General features: G+C 72.5%; 17 protein-coding genes. 6 read left to right on the forward strand and 11 right to left on the reverse strand.

The window, feature by feature from the left end; genetic code table 11:
- Positions 1–41 precede the first annotated feature (41 nt).
- The gene (locus J2S55_RS28810) at positions 42–563 is read right to left on the reverse strand and encodes a GNAT family N-acetyltransferase (protein WP_306867355.1); all 522 of its coding nucleotides are present in this window, start codon (positions 561–563) and stop codon (positions 42–44) included.
- Positions 564–672: 109 nt separating this feature from the next.
- Here J2S55_RS28810 and J2S55_RS28815 point away from each other — a divergent pair, with 109 nt between their 5' ends.
- Complete coding sequence (locus J2S55_RS28815) at positions 673–1,830, forward strand: hypothetical protein (RefSeq protein WP_306867357.1); 1,158 nt, start codon at positions 673–675, stop codon at positions 1,828–1,830.
- On the opposite strand, the gene J2S55_RS28820 is transcribed toward J2S55_RS28815, so the two are convergent.
- The 6 genes from J2S55_RS28820 to J2S55_RS28845 all read right to left on the reverse strand — a co-directional run bounded on the left by J2S55_RS28820 (position 1,788) and on the right by J2S55_RS28845 (position 9,354).
- Positions 1,788–2,819, reverse strand: a complete 1,032-nt coding sequence (locus J2S55_RS28820; protein ID WP_306867360.1) for a CopD family protein — start codon at positions 2,817–2,819, stop codon at positions 1,788–1,790. The two genes, J2S55_RS28815 and J2S55_RS28820, sit on opposite strands and share 43 nt — an antisense overlap.
- Complete coding sequence (locus tag J2S55_RS28825; protein WP_306867362.1) at positions 2,816–3,397, reverse strand: copper resistance CopC family protein; 582 nt, start codon at positions 3,395–3,397, stop codon at positions 2,816–2,818. Before J2S55_RS28825 ends, J2S55_RS28820 begins: the two co-directional genes overlap by 4 nt.
- Positions 3,398–3,691: 294 nt before the next feature.
- Positions 3,692–6,229, reverse strand: a complete 2,538-nt coding sequence (locus tag J2S55_RS28830) for a chitinase C-terminal domain-containing protein (protein WP_306867365.1) — start codon at positions 6,227–6,229, stop codon at positions 3,692–3,694.
- A 181-nt stretch (positions 6,230–6,410) separates the two neighbouring features.
- On the reverse strand, positions 6,411–7,019 hold the full coding sequence (locus J2S55_RS28835) for a class I SAM-dependent methyltransferase (protein WP_306867368.1): 609 nt from the start codon (positions 7,017–7,019) through the stop codon (positions 6,411–6,413).
- 128 nt (positions 7,020–7,147) lie between these two features.
- Positions 7,148–8,368: a glycosyltransferase gene (locus tag J2S55_RS28840; protein ID WP_306867370.1), complete on the reverse strand. Its 1,221-nt coding sequence runs from the start codon at positions 8,366–8,368 to the stop codon at positions 7,148–7,150.
- Complete coding sequence (locus tag J2S55_RS28845; protein WP_306867373.1) at positions 8,365–9,354, reverse strand: glucosyl-3-phosphoglycerate synthase; 990 nt, start codon at positions 9,352–9,354, stop codon at positions 8,365–8,367. Before J2S55_RS28845 ends, J2S55_RS28840 begins: the two co-directional genes overlap by 4 nt.
- A 168-nt stretch (positions 9,355–9,522) precedes the next feature.
- Between J2S55_RS28845 and J2S55_RS28850 the strand changes: the two genes are divergently transcribed.
- Positions 9,523–10,473: a Gfo/Idh/MocA family protein gene (locus tag J2S55_RS28850; protein ID WP_306867376.1), complete on the forward strand. Its 951-nt coding sequence runs from the start codon at positions 9,523–9,525 to the stop codon at positions 10,471–10,473.
- Entirely contained in the window at positions 10,466–11,572 is a 1,107-nt protein-coding gene (locus J2S55_RS28855; RefSeq protein ID WP_306867379.1) for a zinc-dependent alcohol dehydrogenase, read from the forward strand. The genes J2S55_RS28850 and J2S55_RS28855 overlap by 8 nt, the downstream gene beginning before the upstream one ends.
- Before the next feature lie 62 nt (positions 11,573–11,634).
- On the opposite strand, the gene J2S55_RS28860 is transcribed toward J2S55_RS28855, so the two are convergent.
- Positions 11,635–12,432 (reverse strand): SDR family NAD(P)-dependent oxidoreductase, encoded by a 798-nt coding sequence (locus tag J2S55_RS28860; protein WP_306867382.1) that lies wholly within the window; start codon positions 12,430–12,432, stop codon positions 11,635–11,637.
- Positions 12,429–13,418: an AurF N-oxygenase family protein gene (locus J2S55_RS28865; RefSeq protein ID WP_306867385.1), complete on the reverse strand. Its 990-nt coding sequence runs from the start codon at positions 13,416–13,418 to the stop codon at positions 12,429–12,431. The genes J2S55_RS28860 and J2S55_RS28865 overlap by 4 nt, the downstream gene beginning before the upstream one ends.
- A 206-nt stretch (positions 13,419–13,624) precedes the next feature.
- Between J2S55_RS28865 and J2S55_RS28870 the strand changes: the two genes are divergently transcribed.
- Positions 13,625–14,548 (forward strand): DMT family transporter, encoded by a 924-nt coding sequence (locus tag J2S55_RS28870; protein WP_306867388.1) that lies wholly within the window; start codon positions 13,625–13,627, stop codon positions 14,546–14,548.
- On the opposite strand, the gene J2S55_RS28875 is transcribed toward J2S55_RS28870, so the two are convergent.
- Together J2S55_RS28875 and J2S55_RS28880 are read right to left on the reverse strand one after the other, a co-directional pair.
- The gene (locus J2S55_RS28875; RefSeq protein WP_306867391.1) at positions 14,505–15,107 is read right to left on the reverse strand and encodes a TetR/AcrR family transcriptional regulator; all 603 of its coding nucleotides are present in this window, start codon (positions 15,105–15,107) and stop codon (positions 14,505–14,507) included. The two genes, J2S55_RS28870 and J2S55_RS28875, sit on opposite strands and share 44 nt — an antisense overlap.
- A 9-nt stretch (positions 15,108–15,116) precedes the next feature.
- Positions 15,117–16,463, reverse strand: a complete 1,347-nt coding sequence (locus J2S55_RS28880) for a sensor histidine kinase (protein WP_306867395.1) — start codon at positions 16,461–16,463, stop codon at positions 15,117–15,119.
- Between the two features lie 172 nt (positions 16,464–16,635).
- Here J2S55_RS28880 and J2S55_RS28885 point away from each other — a divergent pair, with 172 nt between their 5' ends.
- Together J2S55_RS28885 and J2S55_RS28890 are read left to right on the forward strand one after the other, a co-directional pair.
- On the forward strand, positions 16,636–17,892 hold the full coding sequence (locus J2S55_RS28885) for an acyl-CoA dehydrogenase family protein (protein WP_306867398.1): 1,257 nt from the start codon (positions 16,636–16,638) through the stop codon (positions 17,890–17,892).
- A complete protein-coding gene (locus J2S55_RS28890) occupies positions 17,889–18,869 on the forward strand; it encodes an acyl-CoA dehydrogenase family protein (protein ID WP_306867402.1) in 981 nt (326 codons plus the stop codon). The genes J2S55_RS28885 and J2S55_RS28890 overlap by 4 nt, the downstream gene beginning before the upstream one ends.
- Positions 18,870–18,885 lie beyond the last annotated feature (16 nt).

An 18,885-nucleotide genomic window follows, 5' to 3' on the forward strand; every position in this document is an offset into this window, starting at 1 on the left:
TGAGAGAGACCTGAGACGGCCCGGCGGCCGTCGGCGCGGCATCAGGCGCCCGCGGGGGCGAGGGAGAGCCGGTAGTGCACCTCGGGGACGGAGAACGGCAGGCCCGCCGCGTCCTGGGCCCGCCCGGAGAGGGTGAACCCGAAGCGCTCGTAGAACCCGCGGGCGCGGGCGTTGCCCTCCAGCACCCAGAGCCCCGCCTCCGCGTGGCCCATGCCCCGCAGCCGCGCCACGGACCGTTCCATCATGGCCAGGCCCAGTCCGGTCGACCAGTGCCCGCTGAGCGCGTAGAGCGCGTAGACCTCCCCGCCGGTGAGCCCCTCGCCGCGCGCGGGCCCGAACAGGCTGAAACCGGCGGCCTCGCCGCCCGCCTCGCCGATCACGAGGTGCTCGGCGCCGCCGGCGAGCCTGCCCCGCAGCAGCTCGACCGCGCGGGGCTCGATCCGCAGCGCGTCGAGGAAGTCCTGCGGAAGCAGTCCCTTGTAGGCGGTCTTCCAGGTCTCGGTCCTGATGCGCATGACATCCAGGGCGTCGTCCGGCCCGCCGTCCCGCACAAAAGCTCCCATATCAGACAATTATCCAGACATGAAGGTCCGCTCATGTCGATGCTCGGACGATGCCTCAGGGATGTCCCCGATTGCGGACCAAGGTAAAGGCCAGGCATCATTTCGACGCGTGAAGTCAGTCGAGAGCCTCAAACGAAGAGTCACCCCGGCCGTCGAGTGGGCCCTGCCCCTGTGGACCAGGGGGAAGGCCGGTCGCCAGACGCCGGAGGAGCTGTTCCGGCTGCTGTATCTCGGATGGCTGGTGGCCTTCTCCTTCAAGGTGCTGGGCGCCTCGTGGGACGTCTCCTGGCACTTCAAGTGGCTCCGTGACGACCTGGCGCCGCCGCACCTGCTCAACAGCGTCGGCACGGCCATCGCGCTGGTGCTCACGATCATTCACCTCTACACCGGCTACGGCGTGGACAGGACGGCGCAGCGCCTCGTCGGCTGGGGCACCGGGATCTTCCTGGTCGCGGTGCCGCTGGACCTGATCAACCACCGGATCAACGGGCTCGACATCACCTCGTGGAGCCCGTCCCACATGATGCTCTACATCGGCACGTTCCTGATGATCTGCGGGGTGATCCGCGGCTGGTTCATGGGCGCGGCCCCCGGGCGGATGCGGACGATGGTGCTCGGCGGGCTCTTCGTGTTCCTGTTCGAGAACGTCTGGTTCCCGGCTCAGCACCAGGAGTACGGCGTGTTCGGCATCGCCGCCTGGGACCGGGGGCAGCCGGAGGCCGAGCCCATCCTGCTGCAGTTCGCCGCCGACCAGATGGGCCGCGCGGTGGACCGGCAGATGGTGGTCAACTTCTCGCTGCCGGTGCCCGACCAGGTGTATCCGCTCTACGCCGCGGTCGCCGCCATGGTCGTCCTGGTCGCCGCCCGCGCGATGATCGGCCGGATGTTCTCGGCCACCGCCGTGATCGGCGTCTATCTCACCTACCGGGCCCTGATCTGGCCGCTCCTGGCGATCGCGGACTTCCCGCGCTCGTCGGTGCCGGTCTTCCTGATCGCCGGGGCGCTCGCCGTCGACCTGGCGTTCCTGATCCGGATCCCGGCGGTGCGGGCGCTGGTCGGCTCGCTCGGCGTCACCGTCCTCGTCGACCAGGCGCTCCGCCTCCAGAGCGGGGCCTACTACACCCCGCCCCTGGTGTCTCCCATGACCATGCTGATCGGCGGTCTCCTGCTCGCCGCCCTGTGGCTGGGCCTCGAATGGGCCTCCACCCGTCACCGGCTCCGGTCTCAGGACATGGAGGCCGTGGTCAGCGCCACCGCGATGCCGTAGGCCAGGCCCATCACGGTGATCTCCGCCGCCGCCCACGCGACGACCGCCGTCCCCTGCCGCTGCGCGATGCGCGGCAGCAGGCGGAAGCGGATGTGAGCGGCGAAGGGGATCAGCAGCGCCACGCACACGGTCTTGGCCACCACGAGCAGCCCGTAGTCGCTGGTGAACACCGCGCCGGGCAGCTCCACCCCCTGCGTGAGGGCCATCGTGGCCAGGCCGTTCACCAGGCCGGAGACGCTGACCAGGAGCAGTGCCAGGGTCGCCAGCCTGGAGAACCTCGGCAGGACCTGTGCCAGCAGCTCGCGGTCCCCGGCGGCCAGCGTGACGATCATGAGCAGCCCGCCGGTCCAGGCGGCCGAGCCCATCACGTGCAGCTCCATCGAGATCATGATGGGGTCGTGCCAGACCGAGTCGACCGCGTGGCCGGTGACCGGGATCGGCAGCAGCCCGAAGAAGGCGATCACGATCCGCAGCTCGGCCGGGACCTTCTCGCCGAAGCGGACCGCCAGCAGCCCGATCCCGGCGTAGGCGAGCGCGCAGGCGGCGCTGAAGAGCATCCCCTGGCCCGCGCCGACGCTGTCGACGTATTCGGCGATCATCCCCGGGGTCGGCACCAGGCCGGGGTTGAGCTGGGCGGTCTGGAAGACGATGATGACCAGTGCCAGCACCGCCCAGGCCCACGCGAACGTCACCGCCAGCGGCCGGGCCCGGCGCATCACCGGCTCGGTCCGCTCCGGATCGTCGAAGCCGAGCAGCCTGGGCAGCAGGCTCAGCCCGACCACGGCCACCGCGGCCAGGTCCAGCAGCACCCGCAGCACCGGCAGGCCGTACTCCACCAGCGGGCCGGGCATCGCGATCCCCGGCACCGCCTCCTGGGCGCTGAAGGCCGTCGCGGCCAGCACGGCCAGCACGGCCCCCGAGACGAGCCCCCCGACCACCAGCCTCCTGACCGTGCCCGCCTCCGGGGCGCTCTCGACGGTCGCGGTCATCGCCCGGCCCCCTGCTCCCTCGTACGGCGCAGCGCCACGACGGTGGCCCCGCCCAGCAGGACGAGGGCGGCGGCGATCCACAGCACGGCCATCCCGGCCCCGCCGTTCTGCGCGGCCTCGGCGGCCTGGGCGCTCAGATCGGGGGCCTGGGAGGCGGTCGCCTGCGGCGCGGCGGCCGAGGGGACGGGGGCGGGCTGGGCGGCGGTGCCCGGTCCCGCGGCGGTCAAGGTGAAGGTCACCTTGCCGGCCACCGGGTGGCCGTCGGAGGAGAGGATGCGGTAACCCACGACGTACTGGCCGGCCGGGCCCAGGGGTCTGACCGCGACGCTGACCTTCTGGCTGTCGACGGCGGACTTGCCGTCCTCCCAGCGGCTCCCGTCGGGGCCGGTCACGCTGATCTGCGCGAAGCCCTGCCGCACCGGCTGGTCGAAGGTGAGTGTGACCTTCTCCGGGCCGGTGGCGAACTGGGCGCCGTCCTTGGGGTCGCTGCCGATCAGCACGTTGTGGGCCTGGGCCGGGGTGACCACGCCGAGCAGCGCGGCGCCCGCGAACAGCAGGACCGTGAGTAGCCGCCTCACCGATGAGGGCCTTCCGTTGGGTTCTTCATGACCCGGACATGGTCCCATCACTACCTTCCGCCCGGACAATCGAGCCGCCCGGGACGGCCGGGCGGCCCGGGGGAGCGGACGGGCCCGCTCCCGCGCGGCGGGCGCGGTCCTGGCGGCGGGCCCGCTCGGCGGTCTCCCGGCGCTCCCGGCCGGCCCTGTGCAGCGCGTGTTCGACCTCGCCGTGCTCGGAGCCGGCGCCGGCGCCCGGCCGCGGGACTGGGGGGCGCGGCCGGGCGCCGGCACGTCCGGCGGGGTCAGGGGGACTCAGCTCAGGCGCAGCCAGAGGGCGGGGACGTTCGAGGGCTCCCAGCCGGCGTAGGCCGTGTGAGGCTGGCGGCACTCGTAGTCGGCGCCGGAATAGGAGACCCGGTTGCCGGTGGTGTAGGCCGTGCCCGCCTTCCAGGCGGGGTAGGCCCCGGTGGGGGTGACGGTCGGCGTCGGCGTCGGGGTGACCGTCGGGGTGGGGGTGACGGTCGGGGTGGGGGTGACCGTCGGCGTCACCGTGGGGGAGGGGGTGGCGCCGGCGCAGGCCCCGAGGTCCTTCCAGACGTCGTTGGTGCCCGGCTCGTTGTTCTGGGTCCACCACCTGGCCTCCCACTGCCTGCCCTTGTGGGAGACCTTGTTGCCGCCGCCGTAGACCTGGGTGGCCGACCACGCGGGGGCGGTGCAGTCGCCCCCCGGACCGGTCGTCGGGGTCGGGTTGACGATCACGCCGCCGCGGGCGTTGTCGGCGGTCAGGCCGTAGGTCCTGCCGCCGAAGCTCACGGTGAAGTTCGCCGGCGCCGGGGCGGGCAGGTAGTAGACGTAGTCCATGTTCAGCGAGGCGCCTGGGGCCAGCGGCTCGTTGGCGCGCAGCTTGAAGGAGATCCGGTTGAAGTCGCCCTTCAGGCCGCCGACGTTGTTGCCCGCGCCGTGCTCGCTGCTGATCACGGTGACGCCGTAGCCGGACTGGTCCTTGGCGTTCCTCGGGGCCGAGCTGGCGTAGTCCCACTGGAACTCCGCGCCGCCGGGGATCGCCGTCGCCGACCTGTTGGTGATCTTCAGCTTGCCGGTGATCGGGTAGTTGCTGTCGCCGACCGGGAAGCCGCCGATCTCCACGCTCACGTCGAGCTTCTCGGCGGGCACGTTCACCTTGGCGCGGGTCGCGCCGTACGGCGTGGCGCTCCTGAACGCCTCGTACACCTGGCTGGTGAGCGTGTCGCCCATGAACCACTCGCCCTTGGCCGCGTCCCAGTCGTAGTCGCCGGCGAGCTCCCAGATCATCAGGCCGCCGATGCCCCGGTCCTTGACGTAGCCGGTCTTGACGCCGATGGACTGCTCGTCCTCGGTGGACAGGAAGACCTTCTTGGCGGAGTTCCACAGCCACGGCGCCACCAGGGTGGAGTCGTAGTTGCGGGTGTAGGTGCCGGTGAGCCTGTCCTCGGGGTCGGCCGGGTCCAGGCCGTAGGCGGGCCCGTAGGAGCCGGTGCGGCCGTCCTGGAGGTTCCTGGCGTGCCACAGCGGGTTGCCGCCGCCGCTGACCTCGGTGTTGTTCTCCTCGTCGTGCCAGAGGTTGTCGATGCCGCGCGCGCCGTCGCCGCAGGTGGTCAGGCCGGTCGGACAGCCGCTGGTGCTCTTGGCCGTGCCCCACAGGCCGTTGACGCCGCCGGTGACGTTGCGCCAGCCGCGGGTGTAGTACGGCACGCCGATGTTGATCCGGCCGGCCTGCACCGCGCCGCGGAAGTAGTGGTAGGCCCAGTCGGTGTTGAGGTAGCCGATCCCGCCGTACGCCTCGGTGTTGTAGACGTTCCACTTGGCCAGCTCGGCGTCCTTGCCGTCGTCGTAGAGCGCGGCGTTGGGGCCGACGAACTCGTTCCACGCGCCGTGCAGGTCGTAGGACATGATGTTGACGTAGTCCAGGTACTGGGTGACCTGGAAGGTCTCCATGCCGCGCAGCAGATAGCCGGACGACGGGGCGGCGACCGTCAGCATGTAGTACTTGCCGTCGGCGGCCGAGGCGGCGTTGAGCCTGTCGCGCATGGTCTTCATCAGGACCGCGTAGTTCTTCATCAGCGACGCGCGGCGGGCGTTGGCGACCTGCCAGTCCAGCGGGTGGCCCGCGTCCTTCATCGAGGTCGGGTACTCGTAGTCGAGGTCGACGCCGTTGAAGCCGTACTTCCTGACGAAGGCCACCGAGGAGTCGGCGAAGGCGTTGATCCCGGCGGTGTTGGCCGAGCCGTCGGCGTTCGTCGTCATCGTGTAGAAGCCGCCGGAGGGCTGGCGGTTGCCGGAGCCGTCGAGGTAGCCGCCGGTCTCGGCCCAGCCGCCGACGCTGATCAGCGTCTTGACGTCCGGGTTGGCCTTCTTGTACTTGTTCAGCAGGTTGAAGTGGCCCTTGTACGGCAGGGCGGGGTCGAGGGTGTCGGTCCCCGGCCACTCCATGCCGGTGGCCGCGTTGTCCGGGCCGTCGGCACCGACCGAGATCCTGTTGTCCGGGCCGACGTGCGCGAACGCGTAGTTGATGTGGGTGATCTTGCCCCACGGGATGTCCTTGGCCAGGTAGGAGGGCCGGCCGTTCTTGCCGGTCCGCCACCCGGTGAAGTAGCCGATGATGCGGCGGGGGTGGTCGGCCCCCATCTTCTCGCGGCCGGCCTCGTCGTAGACCTGGCAGAAGGGCACGTCGAGGCCGGGTGTGGTGTAGAGGCCGTCCGGGCGGCAGGACTCGTCGCCGGCGGCGGCGCCGGCCGTGCCGGCGAGCGCGCCTGCGATCAGGGCGAGTGACGCGCCGGCCGCCGCGAGGCCGGCGCGTAGGCGTGAGGACATGGGAGAGCTACCTCCGAGGGAACATGGCCGTGATCCCGCCCCCCACGGGTCGTCTGAACCGGAAACTATGCGGTCCCACCAGGTCCGTCAATGCTCTCTTTTAAGAAACTTTCTTGATAGTTAAGGTGTGCGAGGTGGGCGGCGACGGCCCGCGGCGCTTCAGGGGCGCTGCCGCACGGCTTCAGGGGCGCTGCCACACGATGGAGTAGCGCCACAGCAGGTGGCGGCGGAAGCGGCAGCCGGGCAGCAGACGGCGCGCCGCGTCGCGGACCTGGCCCCAGGACATGTCGGGGTCCTCCATCGGCATGCCGGCCGGGTGGCCCTTGCCGCCGTGCCGCCGTGCCCGGACGAGAGAGGCGGGGACGCCGGCGCCGCTGATGAGCCAGTCCGACGCGGTGCGGTTGCGGGCCAGCCCGACGATCACCAGGCGGCCCCCCGGCGCGAGCAGCCGGGCCATGCCGGTGACGGCGGCTCCGAAGTCCATGTGGTGCACGACGGCGACGGCGCTGACGAAGTCGTACTTCCCCGCGGGGAAGCGGCCCCGGGGGTCGTCGAGGAAGTCCGCCGCCACGAAGGTCACCTCGCCGCCGGGCACGTCGCGCTCGCGGGCGAGACGGATCATCTCCGGCGAGCGGTCCACCCCTGTCACGTGGCGGGCCCGGCCAGCCAGCTTGCGGGCGAGCAGGCCGTCGCCGCAGCCGATGTCCAGCGCCTCGCCACACCCCTCCGGCACGGCGCCGAGCACCAGCGGATGGTAGTGGACGTTGTGGTTCCAGTAGTCGTCGGGCATCAGCGCACTGTACTCCGGGCGGCGGGCGCATACGTGATCTTCGGACGTCCGCTCCGGACCGGCCCGCGACCTCGGGACCCCGGACGGGGCCATGGTCTCCGGGCGTGACGGCCGGGCGCGGCGCCGTGCTACCTCCGGCGGGTCCGGGCGGCGAGGTCCAGCACCCGGCCGTAGAAGTCCAGATACCGCTCGGCCATCACCGGCGGGGAGAACCGGAGCGCGGCGCTGCGGCGGCACTCCTCGGGGTCGATGTCCTCGACACGCCTCAGGTGCTCGCGCAGCTCCTCCTCGGTGTCGGCGAGCAGTCCCGTACGCCCGTGCTCGACGAGCTCGGGCAGGCAGCCGCGCCGCAGGCCGACGACGGGGGCGCCGCAGGCCAGCGCCTCGATCACGGCCGTGCCGCCGGGCTCCTCCCACTGCACCGGGAACAGCGCGGCGCGGGCGTCGAGGAGCAGCCGCTCGCGCTCCGGGCCGTTCACCGAGCCGGCCCAGCGGACGAGCTCGCCGTCGACGTACGGCGCCAGCCGGTCGAGGTGGTAGCGCACGTCGGGATTGGCGTGGGCGCCGTGGTCCGGATCGGCGAGCGCGGCGGCCAGCTCCCGGGGCCCGCGCAGCCCGCCGACCGGGCCGGCCAGGACGAGCGGCAGCCCCAGCTCCCGGCACAGCCGCGCGCCCAGGTGCTGACCCTTGAGCGGGCTGATGCGGCCCAGCATCACCAGCGGACCGCGGTGGCCCCGTCCCGCGCCGTCGGACGGGGCCGCCGGCCGCGCTCCGTCCGGGACCCGGCCCTCCTCGGGCGGGGCCGTACGGTCCGCGCCGGCCAGCGGGGTCGCCAGATACGCCCAGCCGAGGCTGTGCTCGCGCAGGTTGCGCGGCGCCCGCGCGACCTGGGAGCGGGACACGCCGTTGACCCAGACCCTGCCGTCGCCGCTGAAGCCGCCGTACAGCTCGGGATGCTTGTGCAGGTCCCAGTGCAGGGTGTGCAGCACGGGCGGGGCGGAGCGGCCCATGGTGCTCAGGACGCCGAGGCCGACCGCCTCCACGTGGTCGTGGACCAGGTCGATGTCCTCGCGCCGGCGCAGCTCCGCGACGACCCGCTGCATGTGCGCGTGGGCCAGCCCCATCACCTGGTTGTAGGGGCGCTGCAGCTGCGCGAACTGTCCCTCGTCGAACACGCACACCTGATCGTCGGCCGCCAGGGTGCTCGCGGCGACCGTGGCCAGGACCACGCGGGTGCCGCGTGCCCTCAGCTCGGGCACGAGCGTGGCCACGACTGTCTCGATCCCCCCGTATCCGTGGGGCGGGACCGGCAGCCAGGGGCCGGCGTTCATCAGCACTGTGATGTTCACGGCTGCCGCCGTTCCGGCATCAGCCGAGCGCCCGAGGCGTACTCCGGAATGGTGATCAGCGGCGGCCGCTCGTGCACGCCCACGTCGCTGACGTGCAGCCGTCGGCCGTTCCCGAGCCGGCGGACCTGCGCGATCCGCCCGTTGGGCGGGTCGGCGGTGACGAGCCGGCCCTCCCGCTCCAGCCGCGACCAGGCGGTGAGCATGATGTGGCCGGCCATCCGGCCGAGCGCCTCGATCGGCTGGTGGGAATGGACCCGCACGCCGAGATCGACCTGCGCGAGGGAGTCCAGGCCCACCCGGCCGAGCAGGTCGACGAGCAGGCCCAGCTCGACGCCGTACCCGGTGACGAACGAGATCTCCTCCAGCACGGCGCGGCGGCCGGCGTACTCGCCGGCCAGCGGCTGGATGAAGCCGGCCAGCGCGGGCCAGTGCAGGTTGATCAACGGGCGGGCGACCAGCTCGGTCACCCTTCCGCCGCCGTGCGGCTGCGCGGCCGTGCCGTCGGCCAGCGGCCGGTCGTAGCAGCCCTTGACGTAGGCCACCGAGGGGTCGGACAGCAGCGGCCCGAGCAGTCCGGTGACGAAATGCGTGCCGAAGTTACGCAGGTCCGCGTCGATGAAGACGACGAGGTCACCGGTCGTGACGGCCAGCGCCTTCCACAGCGCGTCCCCTTTGCCGGGCAGGAGGCCGTACCCGCGCAGCACGGCGTTCTGGTGGACGACCTGCGCGCCCGCGTCGGCGGCCACCCGGGCGGTCGCGTCGGTCGAGCAGGAGTCGATCACCACGAGCTCGTCGATCAGGGGGAGACGCTCCCGCAGGTCCCGCCGGATCCGCCCGACGATCTCCCCGACGGTGCGTTCCTCGTCGCGCGCCGGCAGGACCACGCTGACCCTGTGGTCGCCCTTGGCGGCGAGCACGGCCTCCGGGAGCCAGTCGCCGGCCCGGCTGGTGCGCGCGTCCAGCCAGCGACCGACCTCAGTGAACATCGCCCCTCAAGGGCGGATACCCAAGCGTCGTCATCGACTGTGTCCCCCCGGCTGTATACCCGTGTTATTACTGTTTGCCCTGGTCAGAGCAGTTCAAATCCGGTGTCAGAGGGTTTGGCGTCGAGTAATGGTGGGATTGCTCGTCCTGTGACCTGTCGAATCGGTTTCGTGGGCGCGGGGAACGTCGCCGCGCGCCACGCGCGTGTGCTGTCGGGCTTCCCGGACGTCCGTATCGTCGGGATAGCCGACACCGACGCCGCCCGGGCCGCCGGGCTGGCCCGCGAGCACGGGACGGCCGCCTACGGTGACCACGCCGCCCTGCTGCGGAGCGAGCGGCTCGACGCCGTCTACGTCTGCGTGCCGCCCTTCGCGCACGGCCAGATCGAGCTCGCCGTCCTGGACGCCGGCCTGTCGCTGTTCGTGGAGAAGCCGCTCGCACTGGACGAGGCGACCGCCCGGCGGGTGGCCGCCGCGGCACGGCGGCGGGGGGCGGTGACCGCGGTCGGGCACCACTGGCGCTACCTGGACGTCGTCGAGCAGGCGCGGCGGCTGCTCGGCGACCGGCCGGTACGGCTGGCGGTGGGCGTGTGGCTGGACAAGGTGCCCCCGGTGCCCTGGTGGCCGCGCCGCGACGGCTCGGGCGGGCAGGTCATCGAGCAGGCGGTGCACGTGCTTGACCTGGCCCGGCTGCTCGTCGGAGAGGTCACCGAGGTGAGCGCCCACGAATCGGGACACCCGCCCGACCAGGCCGAAGGGGCGGTCGGGGCGGCCACCGGCGCCCTGCTGCGCTTCCGTGACGGCGCCACCGGGATCCTCGGCGCCACCTGCCTGCTGGGCTGGAAGCACCGGGCCGGGCTGGAGATCTACGCCGAGGGCATCGCGCTGCGGATATCGGAGGACCGGCTGGTCGTCGACACCGGGGCGGGACGCCGGGTCATCGTCGAAGCCGGAGACGCCAGGCGCCGCGTGGACCGGGCGTTCGTGGACGCGGTGCTGCGCCGCGGCACGGACGTGCGGGCCCCCTACGACGACGCGCTCCGCACGCACCGGCTGGCGTGCGCGGTCGCCCGCGCGGCCACCTCCGGCGCCCCGGTGAGGTTGGAGGACACCGATGGGTGAGCGGGTCGTGCGGGTGCTGCAGGTCGCCGGCGCGGGCCGGGTCGTCATCGCCGAGGAGCCGGAGGCGCCGGTCGGGGACGGCGGCTTCCGCGTCGAGACGCTCTACAGCGGGCTGTCGGCTGGCACGGAGCTGTCCTACGTCAAGGGGACCAACCCCTACCTGTCGGCGGGCTGGGATCCGGCGTTCGGGCTGTTCCGCGCCGACCGGCCGGCCGCCGCGTACCCGGTGACGCGGCTGGGCTACATGGAGGTCGCCCAGGTCGCCGAGAGCCGCACCCCGGCGCTGTCGCCCGGCCAGGTCGTGGCGATGGCGTACGGCCACCGGACCGGCTACACGGCCGACTCCGTCGAGGACCGCTACGTCCCGCTGCCCGCCGGGCTGGATCCCCTGCTGGGCATCTACGCCGCCCACATGGGGCCCATCTGCGCGAACGGCCTGCTGCACGCGGCCGCCGACATCTGCGGGGCGGACGTGCGCACCCTCGGCGACGGCGTGCGGGGCCGGTGCGTCGCGGTGACCGGGGCGGGGGTCGTCGGGCTGATGACCGCCCTGTTCGCCCGGCATCACGGCGCCGCGGCGGTGACGGTGGTGGACCGGACCCGGGACCGGCTGGAGCGCGCCGGACGGCTCGGCTTCGACACGGTCGCGATGGACGGCCAGGACCCGGCGCTCGCGGTGAAGGCCCGCTGGCGGCACTCCCGCAACGACCGGGGCGCCGACGTGGTCTTCCAGTGCCGCGGCCGGCCGGAGAGCCTGCACCTCGGGCTGCGGCTGCTGCGGCCCCAGGGCACGGTCGTCGATCTGGCCTTCTACCAGGAGGGCGCGGCGCGACTGCGGCTCGGCGAGGAGTTCCACCACAACGCGCTGTCGATCAGGTGCTCGCAGATCGGCCGCGTGCCGCGCGGGCTGGACCACGTCTGGAGCCGGGACCGGCTCTCGGCCGAGACGCTCGACCTCCTGCGCGCGCACGGCGACGGGATCCGCCGCCACCTGATCACAGACATGGTGCCCTTCGACGACGCGCCCCCGTTCATGTCCGCTCTCGCGGCCCGGCGCCGTCACACCGTCCAGACCGTGTTCGACATGGTCTCCGGGTGACCGGCCGGCGGCCCCGGCCCCTGCCCTGCGGGCCGGTCCGGGGCCCGTCGCCGGGCGGCCCGTCAGCCGCCGCCCAGACGCCGGACGGCGAGCGCGGCGGCGCGGACGGCGAGCACGGGCGAGAGCCGCGTGCCGCGCCAGGCCATCCGCCCCGACGCCGGGGCCACGATGAGCGCCCGGTCGCGTGCCAGGCCCCTCATGACGTCGACGGCCAGCGAGTCGGCCGAGTAGAGCCGGCCCTGGGTCCTGACCGCCGACCGCCGGGCCCCCGCCCCGGTCGCGGTCTGCGGCAGGCCGGGGTTGGCGTGGTCGAGCAGCGGAGTGTCGGTGAAGCCCGGGCAGACCACGCTCACCCGCACGCCGTGCGCCGCCGCCTCGGCCCGCAGCGCGAGCGACAGCCCGACCACCGCGTGCTTGGTCGCCGTGTAGGGGGCCATCAGCGGGGCGGGGACCAGGCCGGCCAGGGACGCGGTGTTCACGATGTGGCCGTGGCCCTGCCGGATCATGACCGGATAGGCGGCGTGGACGCCGTGGACCACGCCGCGCAGGTTCACGTCGATGGTGCGGTCCCAGTGGTCGAGGGTGAGCTCGTCGGTGGTGCCGCCGACCGCGATCCCGGCGTTGTTGAACATGAAGTCCAGCCGGCCCCGCTCGGCCCTGACGGCCGTCACCAGGTCCTGGACGGCCTGCGGGTCGGTGACGTCCAGCGCCGCGCCCACGCCGCCGCACTCCTTGGCGACCCGCTCGGCCCCGGCGCCGTCCAGGTCCGCGACCACGACGTGCGCGCCGCGCCGGCCGAGCTCGCGGCAGAGGGCCCGGCCGATGCCGGAGGCCCCGCCCGTCACGATCGCCGTCCTCATCGGGCCCTCTCCCGGGCCGGCGCCGCCCAGATGCCCATCGCCTTCCAGACCCCGCGCTGGACGGGGTTCGTCATGCCCAGCTCGGCGCAGAGCTCCCGGGTCTTGGCCACCGAGTCGCGGATCTGCCCGGCCGTCTCGGGGCTGTCGGTGTAGACCTCCTTGACGACGTGCTCGGGGATCCGGAACCGCCTGATCATCGACCCGGGGGGCGACAGCATGATCCGGGCCATGACGCCCAGGACGACGGGCGAGACGATCCCCAGCGTGAAGCGGCGGTAGCGGGGCATCCGCGGGACCCGGCGGCGCAGGTAGTGCCGGGCGAAGGAGATGTGCCGGGCCTCCTCCGCGATGTGGATCCGCATGATGGTCTCCTCCAGGGGGTGCCGGATCTGGCCCTCCCTGAGGGTCTTGCGCTGCACGTGGTCGATCGGGTCCTCGCCGCCGAGCACGAAGATGAAGAACAGCTCGGTGGAGATCAGCGGGATCCAGGGGGTGATCTGGGCCAGCAGGCTCAGCGGGCCCGGCATGCCCCTGATCGGAAGCCCCGTGCGGTTGACGAACTCCTGGAACATCATCCCGTGATGTCCCTCTTCGATGGTCTCGTGGTAGACGTAGCGGAACTCGGGGGAGCCGTTCGGCAGCCGGTAGGCGTAGTTCAGCAGGCCGCGCTTGAGCAGGTTCTCGAACTGCAGGCCGATCTTCATGGCGGTCGCCACCCGCCACAGGCCGATCCTGGCGCGGACCTCGGGCGGCTGCGCCCGGTACCAGGGGTGCCCACCGAGCCTGTCGACCCCGGGCAGCTCCCAGCGGGGGTCGTCCTGGCGGACGAGGAAGTCCTCGTCGTCCCAGGGGATGTCGGCGTAGGGCTCCCAGTGCTTGTCGACCGAGGCCTTGGACAGGCGCTCGATGACGGCCTCGTAAGCGCGCCTCTCCGTGACGGTCTGGTCGTTCTCTCTGTCCGCGGTGGTGTTCGGAGCGGGTGTCATCGCTGCACTCCCATCGGGTGTCCTGCCGCGTAATTGTACGAAGCATCTAATAGCGGCGGAAGTCCCCGAGAGGGTGTGAGCTCCCTCACGCCGGTGTGGCGTCCTTACCTCAGCGTTGTATTCGGACCGACTCAGCGTTGTATTCGGACCACTCCCGATCCTCGCCGTGACCTTCCGGTAGCTCCCGGTGATGCGATCCTTCCGGTATGACAGCGGTGTTCGCTTCTCGACCCCTCCTGGGAGCCATACTTCTGTTGTCCGTCAGCGCGGCCTGGGGGTCGGCCTTCCCGCTGATGAAAGACCTCATCGTCCGAATGCCGGTGGCCGACCTGCTCGCCGAGCGGTATGGCATCGCCGCGCTCGTCCTGGTCGCGGCCCGTCCGGGCTGCCTGCGGGGGCTGTCGGACGGCACCTGGCTGACCGGCGCCCTGCTCGGCCTGCTGTTCGGCGTGGGCCAGACCGCCCAGGCCGTCGCGCTGCACGACCTGCCGTCATCGGTGTCGGGCTTCGCCGTCGGCTCCTACGTGGTGATCACCCCGGTCCTCGGGCTGGTCCTGCTCGGCACCAGGATCCAGGGGCGCACCTGGGTCGCGGTGGCGCTCGCGCTGGCCGCGATGACGGTCTTCACCCTGCTGCGGGAGGCCGGAGGCGCCGCCGTCTCCCCGCCCGCCCTGGCCGTCACCCTGCTGTCGGCGGTCCTGTACTCGGCGCACACGCTGGTGCTGGGGAGCTCCGCCGGGGCACGGCGCGACGCCTACGCGGTCGCGGTGATCCAGCTCGGCACCATCGCGCTCATGACGGGCGTCCTGGCGGTGCCGGACGGCCTCACCCTGCCCCGGACGCCGGGCGACTGGTTGATCCTCGGCCACCTGTCGGTCGTGGCCTGCGCGCTGGGCTTCCTGGCCCGCTCCTACGGCCAGCTCCACGTCCCGCCGGTGCCCGCCGCCGTGCTCCTGTCGGCCCAGCCGCTCTGGGTGACCGCCCTGGCCGTCGTGCTGTACGGCGAGCCGCTCACCTGGAGCGTCTTCCTCGGCGGAGGGCTGATCGCGCTGGCCATGCTCCTGGTCGTGCTGCCCGGCGGGCTGCTCAGGACAGCGCGTCGACGGACAGGCCCAGCTCCGCCGCGGTAGCCGTACGGACGAGCTGGGCCATGCGGGCCCGGGGCAGCACACGCTTGTGCACGGTCACCTGGGTGGACAGGCCGTCGACGAGCGAGATGATCCGCCAGGTCGAACCGTCGGGGTCGGCGCAGGTGAAGGCCCCGGCCGCGGCGCCCTCGTCGATGATCGCGCGCAGCGCCTGCTTCCAGCGCAGGTCGATCCTGCGGGACATCTCCTCCAGGTCGGGATTGCGTATCGACTCGGCCCAGGCGTCGATCCACAGCGTCCACGACTTGGACCTGCCGCTGGGGGAGTAGAGCCTGAGCAGTCCGCGCAGCCGTTCCAGCGGGGAGCCGCCCGACTCCTCCAGCTTGGTGAGCGCCTCCAGGTCGCGCTCCGCCGCATAGGCGAAGGCCTGGGCGAACAGCTTCTCCTTGGTCTCGAAGTGGTAGAACAGCAGCGCCTGGCTGACCCCGGCGGCCTGCGCGATGTCGGCGGTCCGGGTGTGCCCGAACCCCTGGGCCGCTATGACATCGCAGGCGGTCCGGAGTAGATCGTCACGGCGTAGTCGCCCAAATCCCCGTGCCACAGGGGAACCCTAGCGGTTCAGGGGGATACGCAGGACGAAACGTGCGCCTTGCGGGCTGTCTTCGAGCGTCAGCTGTCCGCCGTGCGCCTGGGCGATCTCCCTGGCGATGGCCAGCCCCAGCCCGGTGCCCCCGGCGTCCCTGTTGCGCGAGGCGTCCAGCCGGGTGAACCGGTGGAAGACCACCTCCCGGTGCTCGGGGGCGATGCCGGCGCCGTCGTCGACCACTTCGACGACGGCCGTGCCGTCCTGCTCCGTCGCGCTCACCGAGACCCACGAGGCGGCGTGCCGCTCGGCGTTGTCCAGCAGGTTCGTCAGCAGCCGCGCCAGCCGGAGCCGGTCGCCCGACACGACGAGGCCGGGCTTCAGCTCCCGGACCACCGTGACGCCGCGCTTGCGGCGGTCCAGCTCGTCGCCGCACAGCTCGCCCAGGTCGACCGGCTCCCTGTCGGAGGGCGTGCCGGCGTCGATCCTGGCGAGCATCAGCAGATCGGAGGCGAGAGCCTGGAGCCGGTCGAGACTGGCGAGCATCGCGGTGGCCTTCGCGGTCCAGTCGGTGTCGTCGGGATAGAGCAGCGCCTCCTCCACTTGGGCGCGCATGGCGGTGAGCGGGCTGCGCAGGTCGTGGGAGGCGTCGGAGACGAACCGGCGCTGCCGTTCCACCACGGCCTCCAGGCGGTCGAGGGTCTGGTTGATCGTCTCGGCCAGCTGCCTGATCTCGTCGTGCCCCTCGGGCACCGGGACCCGCCGGCCGAGGTCGGTCGCGGTGATCTCCGCCAGCCGCTTCCTGATGTCGTTCACCGGGTGCAGCGCCCTGGTCACCATGTGGTAAGCGCCGAGCCCGGCCAGCGCCACGAGCAGCAGGGAGGAGCCGACGAGCGCGGCGAACACGCCGGGGTGGACGTACCAGGGGGTCGCGTCGTCGACGGAGTAGATGAGCCAGTCGCCCTCCCGCCTGCGGATGCGGAGGGCCACGACGACCATGCACCTGTCGGGGAACCGGGGGATGTCGCAGAGCTGCCGGTCGGCCCGCACCTTCCCGTCGGGGGGAGCGAAGTCCGCTATCGGGGGGGCGCCGGCCAGGCCCGGGGACGAGGCGACGACCTTGCCCTCCGGGTTCAGGACCTGGACGCCCTCGGTGTTCCCCACCGGCAGGGTGGCGGGCCGCGCGCTCCCGCTCCGGGCGAGGTTGACGACCTCCAGGGCGGATCCGGCCACCTCGTTGGTCCGGGAGAACTCCGCCATGTCGTAGAGGGCGAGCGTCAGGACGGTGGTGACCAGGATGCCGCACAGGACGGTGACGGTGACGGCGATGAGTGTCAGCCGCGCCCGCACGGAGTAGCCGTTCCGTGTGATCACGCCAATCTCTCCCCCCGGAGATCAGACGATCACATGGATGAATTAATTACCGATTCCTGGTGCTTCATGGCCAAGAATGGGCAAATATCCCTCCCACCTTCCGCTGCAGAGCATTGCTCTGTACTGCTGATCCGGCGCTGGTTAGAGTAAGTGAGCGCTGATTGGAGCGGACATGAACCTTGCGGACGCGGACGCTGCGGGCACGGACCCGGCGAACACCGATCTTGAGGACGCCGGCCCCGAGGACGCCGGCCTCGCGGACTACCGCCGGCGGGCCAGGAGCTGGCTGGCGGCCAACGCCCCGGAGGCCGGGGCCGGGGGAGGCCCCGGCGCCGACGGGGTCGCCGCGGCGAAGACCTTCATGGCCGGCCTCCACGACGCGGGCTATTCGGGGATCTCCTGGCCCGCGGAGTGGGGCGGGCAGGGGCTGAGCCAGGCCGAGGAGCGGGTCTTCGCCGAGGAGGCGAGAGACTTCGCGCTGCCGACCTACCTGTTCTCCATCGGACTGGGCATGTGCGGGCCGACCCTGCTCGACCTCGGCACCCCCGAGCAGAAGGCCCGCCACATCCGGCCGCTGCTGCGCGGGGAGGAGATCTGGTGCCAGCTGTTCTCCGAGCCCGGCGCGGGCAGCGACGTCGCCGCCCTGCAGACCCGGGCGACGGAGACCGAGGACGGCTGGGTGGTCAGCGGCCAGAAGGTCTGGACCTCGGTGGCCCAGCACGCCTCCCACGGCCTGCTGCTCACCCGCACCGACGTGGACGTGCCCAAGCACCGGGGCCTGACGATGTTCATCGTGGACATGCGGGCCCCCGGCGTCACCGTCCGGCCGCTGCGGGACATGACCGGCCGCGCCCACTTCAACGAGATCTTCTTCGACGACGTGCGCATTCCCGCCGAGAACCTGGTCGGCCAGGTCAACGACGGCTGGAGCTGCGCGGTCACGACCCTCCTGCACGAGCGCCTGTCGATCTCCGGCGGCGTCGGCATGAGCGGCCAGAAGGACAACCCGGCCGCCTTCGAGGCGCTGCGCCGGACCGCCGACACCGGCGACCCCCTCGTGCGGGACCAGCTCGTCGAGCTCTACATCCGCTCCCGCGCGCTCGCCCTGTTCAACCAGCGGCTCGCCCAGGAGACCAAGGCGGGCGTCTTCCCCGGCGCCCGGGGCAGCGCGGCCAAGCTGCTCCTGGCCGAGCTCAGCATGTTCCAGGCCGACCTGGCCACCTCGCTGGCCGGCCCGGAGGCCGTGGCCTACGAGGACGACGGCCGGCTGGCCGGATCGATCGCGCTCGCCCCCGCGCTGTCCCTCGGCGGCGGCACCAACGAGATCATGCGCAACATCATCGGCGACCGGGTGCTGAACCTGCCGCCCGAGCCGCGGGTGGACAAGAACGTGCCGTTCAAGGACCTGAAGACGGGAACCCAGCAGTGAAACTCGTCCTCACCGAGGAGCAGCGGGAGCTGCGCGACACGGTCCGCTCCTTCCTCGCCGCCGCCTCGCCCCTGTCCGAGGTCCGCCGGGCCGCCGACTCGGAGACCGGTTACGACCCGGCCGTCTACCGGCGTCTCAACGGCGAGCTCGGGCTCGCCGGCCTCATCGTCCCGCAGGAGCACGGCGGGGCCGGCGCGGGATACGCCGAGCTCGCCGTCGTCCTGGAGGAGACCGGCGCGGCGCTGCTGCCCGGCCCGTTCCTGGCCACCACCCTCGCCGCGATCCTGCTGACCGAGCTGGAGGACAAGGAGACGCTGCCGGGCATCGCCGCCGGGACCACGGTCGCGACCGTGGCACTCGACGGCGACCGGGCGCTCAACGGCGCGGAGGCCGAGGTGGTCCTCGCGGTGGACGGCACGCGGGTCCGGGCCGTCCGGGGCGGCGCCCGCACCCCGCTGACCGTCCTGGACCCGACGCGCAGGCAGGCGCGGGTGGACCTGCGGGAGGGCGAGGCCGTCTCCGCCCCGGAGGCGGCGCTGGCCAGGGCCCGCGACCTGTTCGCGGTGGCGGTGGCCGCCGAGCAGCTCGGCGTGCTGCGGGCCTCGCTGGAGGCGATCGTGGCCTACGCCAAGGTCCGGGTGGCCTTCGGCCGGTTCATCGGCTCCTACCAGGGGGTCAAGCACAGGCTCGCCGACATGCACTGCAAGCTGGAGCAGGCCGACTCGATCGTCCGGCACGCCGCCTGGGCGGCCGACGAGGCCCCTAGCGAGCTGCCCCTGGCCGCCGCGCTCGCCCAGGCCCACGTGGGCCGGGCCTGCTTCGAGGTGGCCCGCGACAGCCTGCTGCTGCACGGCGGGATCGGTTTCACCTGGGAGCACGACGCGCACCTCTACTACAAGCGGGCCAAGGCCGACGAGGTGCTCCTCGGCCCGCCGCGGATCCACCGGGCACGTCTGGCCGATCTGCTGGAGCTCTGAGCCCGAGGAGGGACCC

It is taken from the genome of Streptosporangium brasiliense, from assembly GCF_030811595.1.
GTDB lineage: Bacteria > Actinomycetota > Actinomycetes > Streptosporangiales > Streptosporangiaceae > Streptosporangium > Streptosporangium brasiliense.